8 protein-coding genes are annotated in these 10,780 nt (G+C 67.9%); all 8 read left to right on the forward strand.

The window, feature by feature from the left end:
• The first annotated feature begins 22 nt into the window (after positions 1-22).
• The 8 genes from CIK77_RS06965 (at position 23) to CIK77_RS07005 (ending at position 10,760) form a co-directional block, all read left to right on the forward strand.
• The gene (locus tag CIK77_RS06965) at positions 23-676 is read left to right on the forward strand and encodes an MptD family putative ECF transporter S component (protein WP_087054434.1); all 654 of its coding nucleotides are present in this window, start codon (positions 23-25) and stop codon (positions 674-676) included.
• Positions 673-1,305, forward strand: a complete 633-nt coding sequence (locus tag CIK77_RS06970; protein ID WP_087054433.1) for an MptD family putative ECF transporter S component — start codon at positions 673-675, stop codon at positions 1,303-1,305. The genes CIK77_RS06965 and CIK77_RS06970 overlap by 4 nt, the downstream gene beginning before the upstream one ends.
• Positions 1,298-2,041, forward strand: coding sequence for an energy-coupling factor transporter transmembrane component T family protein (locus CIK77_RS06975; RefSeq protein WP_258861453.1), 744 nt, complete (start codon positions 1,298-1,300; stop codon positions 2,039-2,041). The genes CIK77_RS06970 and CIK77_RS06975 overlap by 8 nt, the downstream gene beginning before the upstream one ends.
• Complete coding sequence (locus CIK77_RS06980; protein ID WP_087054431.1) at positions 2,038-3,528, forward strand: ATP-binding cassette domain-containing protein; 1,491 nt, start codon at positions 2,038-2,040, stop codon at positions 3,526-3,528. The genes CIK77_RS06975 and CIK77_RS06980 overlap by 4 nt, the downstream gene beginning before the upstream one ends.
• Positions 3,525-4,778 carry an MFS transporter gene (locus tag CIK77_RS06985; protein WP_087054430.1) on the forward strand — a complete coding sequence of 418 codons (1,254 nt, stop codon included), beginning with the start codon at positions 3,525-3,527 and terminating at the stop codon, positions 4,776-4,778. The genes CIK77_RS06980 and CIK77_RS06985 overlap by 4 nt, the downstream gene beginning before the upstream one ends.
• Positions 4,779-5,538: 760 nt before the next feature.
• Positions 5,539-6,753: an MFS transporter gene (locus tag CIK77_RS06995; RefSeq protein WP_170934092.1), complete on the forward strand. Its 1,215-nt coding sequence runs from the start codon at positions 5,539-5,541 to the stop codon at positions 6,751-6,753.
• Between the two features lie 484 nt (positions 6,754-7,237).
• Entirely contained in the window at positions 7,238-7,672 is a 435-nt protein-coding gene (locus CIK77_RS07000) for a hypothetical protein (protein WP_087054427.1), read from the forward strand.
• 121 nt (positions 7,673-7,793) lie between these two features.
• Entirely contained in the window at positions 7,794-10,760 is a 2,967-nt protein-coding gene (locus tag CIK77_RS07005; protein WP_087054426.1) for a choice-of-anchor M domain-containing protein, read from the forward strand.
• The last annotated feature ends 20 nt before the right edge of the window (positions 10,761-10,780 follow it).

The following is a 10,780-nucleotide window of genomic DNA, read 5'->3' on the forward strand; positions in this document are numbered from 1 at the left end:
CGACCCTTCGAAAGGACCAGACATGACCGACGACACCCTCTCGGCAGCCACCCCGGTGGCGACTGCGACTGCGGCAGAGCGTCCCCGCTTCTCGCTGACGTTCCGTGCCCGCGACTTCCTGACTATCGCGATCTTCGCTGTCATCTACATCGTGGTGATCTTCGCCGTCGCGATGGTCGGCATCATCAGCCCGCTCGTGATGGTGATCACTCTTCCCCTCGCCCCGCTGGTCGCCGGCATCCCCTACATGCTGTTCCTCAGCCGAGTGCGGCACGGCGGCATGGTCACGCTGTTCGGCATCGTGTTCGGGCTCGCCTCGATGGGCTGGGGGCACCCGTGGCAGAGCGTTCTGGTCATCGTCGGGGTCTCCCTGATCGCGGAGATCGTGCTCTTCGCCGGCCGGTACCGGTCGAGGTGGGCAGCGATCTGGGCCTACACGATCTTCTCGGCCTGGATGATCGGGCCCTGGATCCCCATGTTCCTCGACCGCGACGCCTACCTCGCTTCCCAGGGGTCGGAGTCGATGGGCAGCGAGTACGCCGCGCAGATGGACGCCCTGCTGTCCGCTCCGGTCATCCTCGGGGTGTGGGCTGCGGGGATCGTCTTCGGCTTCCTCGGCGGCTTGCTCGGCTCCGCGGTCCTGCGCAAGCACTTCGTCAAGGCGGGTCTCGCATGACAGACACGACTCTGCCCGCTGAGACCGGTACCGGTCGGCGCCTCTCGTTGCGGTTCACAGCACGCGACCTGACGGGCATAGCGATCTTCGCGGTCATCATGATCGTCGTCACCTACGCGATCGGAATGCTGGGTATCTTCTCGCCGCTGGTCTGGCTGACGATCGTCCCCATCTCGGTGCTCGTCAACGGGATCGTGTTCATGCTCTTCCTCACGCGAGTGAAACACGCCGGGATGGTGACGCTGCTCGGCATCGTCGTCGCGCTGTTCTACCTGCTGACCGGCAACACGATCTTCAGCACGATCGGGATCATCATGCTCGCAATCCTTGCCGAGGTCGTTCTCTGGGTCGGCGGCTACCGTTCTCGGTGGGCGGCGATCTGGGCCTACACGATCTTCGCGCTGAGCTTCTTCACCCCGTTCCTGCCGCTGGTCTTCGACCGGGAGAACTACCTCCGTAGCCCCAGCTTCACCACAATGGGGGAGGAATACGTCACGGGCGCCGATGCGCTCACCACGCTGCCCGTGCTGGGAGTGCTCGCGATCGGGGTCGCGGTCGCCGGGTTCCTGGGCGGGCTGCTCGGCTCCGCGGTACTCCGCAAGCATTTTGTCCGCGCCGGCCTTGCCTGAGGTCGCGGTCCCCGCCGTCGCGGTCGCACGGCGGGGACTCGATCCACGCAGCAAGATCCTTCTCGTGCTGCTCGTCAGCCTCGCCGTGATGAGCCCCGGCGGGTTGGTGTTCGTCCCGGCGGGCATCCTACTGGCGACCGTGCTCGCCATCTCGGAGCGAGCCTGGGCGCGCGTCGTGATCATCCCCGTCGCGGCGGCCGTCCTGTACGTACTCGGCTGGGTGCTACCCCAGCTCTGGGCCCATCCACTGCTCACGGTCCTCGCGATCGGCAGCGGGTACCTCATCCGCTTCGTCGCCGCGTTCGGCGCCGGCGCCCACCTCATCGCAACGACCTCGCCCACACGGCTGAGCGCGGCACTGCGCGCCTGGCATCTGCCTCGTGCGCTCTCGGTAACCCTCGCCGTGATGCTCCGGTTCTTCCCCGTGGTCGCTGCGGAATCCGCCGCGGTGCTCGATGCCATGCGGCTGCGCGGCCTCGCCGGAGCAACGGGCCTTGCCCGGCATCCGATCCTCAGCATGGAACGGTTCACCGTGCCGATGATCGCCGCGAGCCTGCGCGCCAGCGAAGACCTGTCGGCATCGGCGATCCTGCGCGGACTCGGCTCACGCCGCGTCCCGGTGTCGCTCGATCCGCCGCAGTTCGGCCGGTCCGACCTCGCCCTGGCCGTCGCCCTTTCCATCCTCGCGGCCGTGAGCCTCCTGCTCCCCAACCCCCTGACGATGGTGATCGCATGATCGAGATATCGAGCGTCTCCTGGACCTACCCCCACGCCGAGACCCCCGCGCTGCGCGACCTCGACCTCACGGTCGCCTCCGGAGAGTTCCTCGTCCTGTGCGGCGCCTCCGGATCCGGCAAGTCGACGGCCCTGCGACTCATGAACGGCCTCGTGCCGCAGTTCCACGACGACGGGATCCTCACCGGCACCGTCACCGTCGAGGGGATGATCACCACCGGTGTCGAGCTCGACGCCCTCGGCCTGGTCACCGGCACTGTGCTGCAGCATCCCCGTCGGCAGTTCTTCACCGACTCCGCACGTGAGGAGACGGCGTTCGCAATGGAGAACTTCGGCTTTCCCCGTGAGCACATCCGCACCCGCGTCCAGGAGAAGGTCACCGAGCTCGCGCGATGGGTGCCGGTGAGCCAGCGGCTCCGGGGGCTGTCCGGCGGGCAGCAGCAGCAGGTCGCGATCGCCGCCGCCACCGCCCACGATCCGCGCATCCTCCTGCTGGACGAGCCGAGCTCCAACCTGTCCGCCGACGCCGTGCACCGACTCGCCGGCACCCTCGCGGGACTCAAGACCGCCGGGGTGACGATCGTCGTCGCCGAACACCGGCTGCGCTATCTGCAGGACCTCTTCGATCGTGTCGTGGTCATGCGGGACGGCACCATCGACAAGGAATGGACCGCAGCACAGTTCCGCGCCGTCCCTGACGATCTGCTCGCGGACGAGGGCCTGCGCGGGGACATCCGGCCGCCCGTCATTCCCATCCTTGCCGCCGCCGGCGGCAGCATCGCGCACTCCGTCCCGAACGAGCAGGCCCCCACCGCGACGCTGCACCTGGACGGCATCCGCTGCCGGCTCGGCGGCCGCAGCGTTCTCGACATCGACAAGGTGGCATTCACCGCGGGCGAGGTCACCGCGATCCGCGGCGTCAACGGCGCAGGCAAGTCCACCCTCGCCCGCATCGTCACCGGCCTGCAGACATCCGCCGGCACCATCCAGCTCGACGGGCGGACGCTGACCCGCCGTGCACGGCAACGGGCGAGCGCGATCGTGATGCAGGACGTGCAACGACAACTGTTCACCGACAGTGTCCAGGCCGAGATCGACCTCGCGTCCACAGACGCCCCCGGATCGCCCGATACCGCCGCGGTACTCGAGGCTCTCGACCTCGCCCCTCTGGCCGAACGGCACCCGCTGGCGTTGTCTGGTGGGCAGCAGCAGCGGGTCGTCGTCGCCGCCGCCCGCGTCGCCGGGCGCCGCATCGTCATCTTCGACGAGCCCAGCTCCGGCGTCGACCGTCGACATCTGCAGTCCATCTCCGACCAGATCCGGCAGGTCGCCGCGGACGGCGCCGTCGTGCTGCTCATCAGCCACGACGACGACCTGCTGGCCCTTGCCGCCGATCGACAACTCACCCTCACTCCCGTGGCCCAGGAGCACGGCGCGAGCACCGTCCCCGCTGCTGCCATGACACGATCGCTCAAGGAGACCGGATGACCGCCCCAACCCCACTTCCCACGTCGGAGACCGTCGTGTCCCGCCCGCAGACCCCGCTGCTGCTGGGCGCGGTGCTGCTCGTCTACCTGGGACAGATGACCCTCAACCCGATCATCGCACCCCTGTCCCGAGAGGTCGGACTGGCCGAATGGCAGATCGGGGTCACCATCAGCTCCGCCGCGCTCATGCTCGTACTCACCAGCCAGTTCTGGGGCCGCCGCTCCCAGTCCTGGGGGCGCAAGCCCGTCCTCGTCGCCGCCTTCGCCCTGGCCACGGTCACGATGATCCTGTTCGCCCTGGTGGCCTGGGCCGGCATGACCGGTCTCGTCACAGGGGTTGCACTGTTCGTGCTGTTCGTCCTGTTCCGCGGGATTGGCTTCGGCGCCGCGATCGCCGCTGTGCCACCGACCGCCCAGGCGTACATCGCCGACGTCACGACCGACGAAACCGCCAGGGTGAAGGGCATGGCCGGCGTCGGCGCGGTACAGGGCATCGCGATGGTCGGCGGCTCCGTCATCGGCGGCCTGCTGTCCGCCTTCGGCCTCCTCACCCCGCTCATCGCCGTGCCCGTGCTCCTGGTGGCCGGGCTCGTCCTCATCACGGTGCGTCTGCGCCGTGAGCAGCGCCACGAACTCATCGCAGAACCTGCGCGGGTGCGCCCGTTCGACCCACGCGTGTGGCCGTTCCTGCTGGCCGGGTTCGGCATGTTCACCGCCCTCGGATTCATCCAAGTCATCACCGGGTTCATCGTCCAGGACCGCCTCGGACTCGACGCCCAGACCACCGGCCTGGTCACCGGCGGTGCTCTCCTCGCGGCAGGCGTCGGGATGATCCTCGCCCAGGCCGTCATCGTGCCCCGCAGCGGCTGGACCCCGCCCACCCTGCTCCGCGTCGGCGGGACCATCGCACTGGCAGGTTTCCTCCTGCTCATCATGGACGCCGGCCCCGTCCCGCTGTTCAGTTCGATCCTGATCATCGGCCTGGGCCTGGGGATCGCAATGCCCGGCTACACCGCCGGGCCCACACTCCTGGTGAACCGTGAGGAACAGGGCGGGCTGGCCGGGTTGATCAGCGCAACCACCGGGCTCACCTTCGTCATCGCCCCCACCGCCGGCACCGCCCTCTACGGGACATGGGCGCTCCTGCCGATCATCGTCGGCGCCGCCATCATGGCGATCATCGTCCTCTTCGTGTTTCTCCATCCACGGTTCCGGCGCATGCCCGCCGACCCGGACCCGGAGAAGCGGTAGCAGCCGATTGGCGAGAGGCTCTCACTCCACTCGCCCGCGCGGGCTGTTGATGCGAACTGGTTCAGCGTGTATCCGCCGACAGCACCAGAAGGCGACCTGAGCCCTGCCCGAACTGTGAGGCACCTGCGGTTCGTGCTGCTGGAGCTCTATCTGCAGGCGATCAAAGTGTTCCCGAACTGCAGCACTATGCGGCCACAGCAGTCATGGGTGCCGCGTCGACACCAGCTGTGGGATATCGGCTGAAGTCCCGCAGGATCGAAGCCGTCTTCCGTCGCGCTGGTCGCCGCAACGATCCTGCTCTGCTTGAGCGGATACGCGCCGATCTCCGCGCACCCGCACCACGACAGAGCAGGAGGGTCGAAACTGTCCTGGGCACCGTCGGCACGGGGCTGCTGAGAATCCTTGAAGCGATGCGCGACACCGTCGAAGGACTCGAACGGGCTCTCACCGCGGAGCTCGCGCAACATCCCCTCGCACCCATCCATCCGCACCCGGTATCGGTGCCGTGCCTGTAGCGCGGATCCTCGCGGAGATCGGCGATGGCACCGACCGGTTCACCACGACCGCGGTAATGAGAGTGGAGCACGATTTGCGGGACCGCGGGTCTTGTCCGGACGGCGAAGGGTGCTGTTGTGACGCGCCAGCCCTCGGCAGGGGGAGCCATGCGCAACCTCGCGGACTCAACTCGCACACACGATGCGGTTGCAAGTTGACGAATCTACACATGATCACCCGGTTGATAATGAGTATCATTCTCAATATGTCTACTGTGATGGCTCGCCTCCAGTTCCGCACGTTGCTCATGGCGCGCGCCAGCATCTGGATCGCCGGGGCGATCACCGCTGTCGCGCTGCCCATGGCGGTCTATCAGCGCACGGGGCGAGCGGACCTGGCCGCCCTGCTGGCCGGCTTCATCGTGACGCCTTACATCGTCGTGGGGCTGTTTGCTGGAGCGCTGGCTGACCGCCACCGGATACGGAGCGTTGCCTTGCTGACGACGTCGGCATGCGCGCTGGCGTTCGGATCGATCCCCGTCGCTCAGATGCTCGGTGTATTGACGACGCCGCATCTGTTCGTATCGGCGCTCGTAGCGAACACCGCGCTGGTGTTCTTCGACGCGGCGATGTTCGCAGCTCTCCCGGCCATCGTCGGACGGGACCGGATTGCCGAGGCGTTCGCTTCGATGACGGCCGTCTCGACGGTGATCGGGCTGGGAGGGCCGGCATTGGGCGGGCTGATCGCCGGCTGGTGGTCGCCGGAGTACACGTTGACGATCTCGGCTGTGATGTTCGTCGTTTCCGCCGTGGTCTTCCTGATCCTCGACGAGCCCGTGCGGGAGCTGTCGCATCGTGAGACGACAATCCTTCGCGATATCGGCGCGGGACTCGGATTCATCGTCCGGAACCGGATCGTGCGCTCTCTGACCTTGCTGGGATTGGGGAACTCGATCGCCGAAGGCGTATTGAGCGGGCTGGTGGTCGTCACGGTCTCGGAGTGGTTCGGCATGACGTTGGACGGGCCGTATCTGGGATTCGCGTACTCGGCGATGACGGTCGGCGGGTTCCTCGGCGCGCTGATTCTCCCGCGTCTGGGCCGTCGTGTGCGTATCGGCACCATCACGACGCTCGGGCTGATCGTCGCGGCGGGCGGCCTGGCTGCGTGGAGCCAGCAGCCGTTGTACTGGATCGGTTTGGTCGCGCTCGTGGTCTATCAGATCGGTGCGACGGTCGTCATCCTCAACGGCGTGACCGAGCGTGCGCGGGTTACGCCGGACTATCTGCAGGGGCGAGTCAACACCACAGCCCGGATGTTCGCATGGGGAGGGCAGCCCGTGGGCGCCTATCTCGCTGCGGCCCTCGTCGGCACGATCGGTATCGCCGGCACCCAGCGGGTGGGCATCGTCATCCTCATCGTCACTGCGGGCATCGCCGCTTTCGCGCTCCGCGGTCTGCGACGAGAAGAGCCGTCGAACTGACTCATCAGCGGGCGGACCGCATGGAAGGAGAGGGAATGAATGCTCCCAGCATCGCCGACGTGCCGGCACCGTGGCGAGCACTGGTGCAGGAAGTGCCGCCTGCGTCACGGTGGACGGAGATCGCCGAATCATCCCGCGGGTCGCCGGCGCGCTCGGCGTACGAGGTGGCGGCCCCAGCGCAGGCGCTGATCGCGAACCTCGATGACCGTGCTGCGCTGGAGGACTGTATCGACGTGATGGCGCTGCCCGCGGGAGCACGGGTCCTCGACGCGGCCTGTGGCCCCGGGGTCTCGAGCGCGCTGCTTGCGGGTCGCGGACACAAGGTCGTCGCGGTCGACCGCGACCAGCGGATGGCCGCGTTGGCCTGCGAAGTAGGGCAGAGCGGGGCGTCAGCGTCATCGCCGCAGACCTGTCGGAACCGCTGCCTTTCGCTTCGGCGGAGTTCGATGCCGCCGTACTCGGAGACTGCTGGGACACCCGTTTCATGCCTGAGCTCACGCGCGTCGTGCGCACCGGGGGTTCGATCTGGGTGCGCCTGAGCAACATTCTCGCCCCCATCGGCTCCGGGGAGGATCTTGCTTGGGAGGCACGGTCATGGTCGGCGCTGAACGCCGGCTACCGGCGGGCCTTCGGTCCCGACAGCGCCCGATTCCTCTCTACGCTTCTGGCCGAGGGCTTCGATACCGCCGGAACCGTTCTGCGCCAGTCGACAGGCCGCCCCGGGGCCCTCACTGGCCTGCGACGCGCCCTGGACTTCGTGCTCTGGGAATCCCGCTTTCTTCAAGACGAACTCGACCCGGGGGAGTGGCGCCGGGTGCTCGAGGACTGGGACCCGGCTTCCGCTTCCCCGTGGTGGAGCAGGGATCACCCCCTCACGGTGCGAGCCTTCACCCTCTGGCGGCACACGGTCCGGCGGTGACGCCACTGCTCACAAGGCCGTTCAGTTGTGAGGCGAGGAATCTCTCCCCTAAGATAAAGATAATCATTCTCAATAAGCGGATGTCTGCTTGCCTCTACCCGAACTGGAAAGGTCCATACATATGCTCACTTCGACCCGTCTGCGAGGTGGCGCCCTGGTGGGTGTCCTCGCGCTTGCGGGTGGTTTGGCTCTCCCGACGGCTGCTTTCGCCGCCGAGGCTCCTGATGTCAAGGATGATCCGATCCACCTCGATACCGGGCATATCGATGCCTTCAACCTCGTCCTGAACGAGGACGACACTGCCCGTCTCGTCCTCAAGGAGGACGTGACCGGGTCGCATGTGCTGCGCACGCCGGAGTCGGTGACGCTCGCGGTGAAGAGCCAGGCCTTCTCGACCAACCTCCCCAGCGCAGGGGTGCCCGAGGGTGCACCGACGGAGCTGTACCACCTTCCGCTGACGCAGGACCATGAGCTCATCTGGCCGGGCTGGGACAGCCAGTCGGTCGGATCGGTCTACGGCAGCCAGGCGAAGGTCGACATCGACGTGACAGCCGTGGACGGCCCGGGTGAGGTGTTCCTGTGGACGACCGGTCAGTGGGGCGGCGTGGCACCGCTGCTGACCGAGGGGTGGACGTTCCCGGGAACCATCCACCAGGACTTCCTGGCGCATGTGCACGCCAACTGGGGCTTCACCCAGCCCGGCACCTACACGCTGACGGCGCACGCTGACGTCACCAGCGCCGACGGCACCCAGACGTCGACGAGCAACGAGGCGACCTACACCTTCGTCGTGGCTCCGGTCCCGACGGCGCTGTCCGTCTCCGGCGCCGAGGACGAGGTCGCACCGGGCGCCGAGGTCACGCTCACGGCCGCCTCGTCGCCCGCTGAGTCGACGTTCTCGACCTACGCCTGGCAGACGCGCGCATCGGCAGAAGCCGAGTGGACGACCGTGGACGGGGCAGCGACGTCGACGCTGACGGTCGACGCCGTCGCCGGTGCCCAGTACCGCGCGACGGTCTCCGGTGGGAAGGACTACGCCAGCGGCTCCGCTCAGCCGATCGTCGTGGAATCGGATCCGGTCACCATCTCCACCACAGGAGAGGATCCGGTGGAACAGACGATCTCCATCGCCCCGCTCGCCGACCACTATCACAGCGGCTCGCCGATCGATCTTCAGATCGTCGCCGGCCCGGCCGTGGAGGACGGCGCCTACCGCTGGTACCTGCAGCGCGTCGATCAGGACCAGCCGGTCCTGATCGACGGCGCAACCGGCGACAGCCACCGTATCCCTGCTGCCGAACAGGCGTTGAACGGCGCCACGGTCACCGCGCAGCTCGTCGGTGAGGATGGCACGGCGCTGGCCACGTCCGAGGCCGTCACCATCGAGGTCGACGATCACGGCGCCGCACCGCTGCAGAAGGTCTCCGTCGGCGGCATCGCCGACCATTACCACACCGGCGACACGGCGACGCTGACCGCGTCGGTCACTCCGACCTCCGTGCTGAGCCGCTTCGAGTGGTACGTGCAGAAGGAGGGCGAGACCGCGCCGGTCCTCGTCGAGGGCGAGAACGACGCGACCTACTCCTTCTCCGTCACCGAGGACCTCGCCGGAGCGGCAGTGATCGCCACACTCACCTACGACAACGGTAACAGCTACGTGGAATCCGCCCCCGTCATCGTGAAGCTCGACGATCACGGGCACGAGGTGCCGGACACCGACCTGACGATCTCGACGAACCGCGATGCGGACGACTACTGGGTCGGGCAGACGGCGACGCTGACGGCAGAGCAGTCCACCCCGACGGGCCTGACCGAGCACCAGTGGCTCGTGAAGCTTCCCGGCGCTGACGGCTTCGCCGCCGTGGATGGCCAGACCGCCGCCGAGTACTCGTTCAAGCCCACGCTCCCCAACAGCGGCGTTCAGGTGAAGGTCCAGCTCCTGCACGACGGTGAGGTGCACGCCGAGTCGGCGCCGATCACCATCACGACGCAGCAGCGTGAGCCCGTCACGACTCTCACGGTGACCGCCGACAAGGAGTCGTACGCTGCCGGTGAGACCGCTCAGCTGACGAGCACGCAGAACCCGCAGACGGACGAGTCCCACTACCACTGGTATGTGAAGCGCACAGGCGCCTCGGACTTCGTCTGGGTCGACCAGTCCCGCGACAAGGATCTCGCCTACCCGGTCACCGCCGAGGACGACGGCGCGCAGCTCGTGCTGCGCCTGTTCGACGACACCCACGCGATGATCGCCGAATCCGAGCCGCACACACTGGCCGTCGCCACCGGCGGCACGCACCCGCAGCCGATCACCGAGCTGAGCATCGATGGTCTTGCCGCCGGCTACCACGTCGGTGAGACCGCGACGCTCACGGCGGTGCAGAACCCGGCGACGGACGAGGACCACTACCACTGGTTCATCCAGCGCTCGGGCGATGCGGACTTCTCCGTGATCTCCGGTGCCGGCGAGGCGACGCTCACCCATGAGGTCGCCGAGGCGGATGCCGGCGCGCAGATCGTCGCGAAGCTGTACGACCATGACCACACTCTGGTCGCGGAGTCCGCTCCGGTGACGCTGACCGTGCTTCCGGGCGACCCCAAGCCCGCCACGGCGCCGTCCGCGCAGACGGAGGATGCGCTCGACGGCGTGGATGAGGGCGGCATCACCGCGTCCACGACCACTCCCACGGCCGGGCAGGTCATCACCGTCCAGGTCGGGGAGGGAGCGGAGCACGCAGGCGAGTGGGTGGCTGCATGGCTGTTCTCCGACCCGGTGCTGCTGGGCGGCGACTGGGTCCAGGTCGGCGCGGACGGCACGATCGCGGTCACGATCCCGGCGGACACGACCGCGGAGGCTCACCGGCTCGCCGTGTTCGACGCGGACGGTCAGCTGATCGGCTGGCAGCAGTTGCAGGTCGCCGCCGCCACCAGCGACCCCGGTACCGGTGCGGGACCGGCCGGTCTGCCCAGTACGGGTGGGGAGATCAACGGCATCGTGCTCGGCACGGCCGGCATGCTCCTGGTCGCCGGCATGATCCTGCTCCTGGCGCGTCGCCGCCGCGGAGCAGACGGGATCGTCTCCGAGTAGGGATCCCGGGGCGGTGACGG

This window comes from Microbacterium sp. JB110 (genome assembly GCF_003335195.1).
Classification (GTDB): Bacteria; Actinomycetota; Actinomycetes; order Actinomycetales; family Microbacteriaceae; genus Microbacterium.

What these genes read in the sequence shown, in the direction of transcription:
- CIK77_RS06980 (WP_087054431.1), top strand. Translation starts at nt 2,038, where the DNA reads ATGATCGAGATATCGAGCGTCTCCTGGACCTACCCCCACGCCGAGACC.
- CIK77_RS06985 (WP_087054430.1), top strand. Translation starts at nt 3,525, where the DNA reads ATGACCGCCCCAACCCCACTTCCCACGTCGGAGACCGTCGTGTCCCGC.
- CIK77_RS07000 (WP_087054427.1), top strand. Translation starts at nt 7,238, where the DNA reads ATGCCTGAGCTCACGCGCGTCGTGCGCACCGGGGGTTCGATCTGGGTG.
- CIK77_RS06995 (WP_170934092.1), top strand. Translation starts at nt 5,539, where the DNA reads ATGTCTACTGTGATGGCTCGCCTCCAGTTCCGCACGTTGCTCATGGCG.
- CIK77_RS06970 (WP_087054433.1), top strand. Translation starts at nt 673, where the DNA reads ATGACAGACACGACTCTGCCCGCTGAGACCGGTACCGGTCGGCGCCTC.
- CIK77_RS07005 (WP_087054426.1), top strand. Translation starts at nt 7,794, where the DNA reads ATGCTCACTTCGACCCGTCTGCGAGGTGGCGCCCTGGTGGGTGTCCTC.
- CIK77_RS06965 (WP_087054434.1), top strand. Translation starts at nt 23, where the DNA reads ATGACCGACGACACCCTCTCGGCAGCCACCCCGGTGGCGACTGCGACT.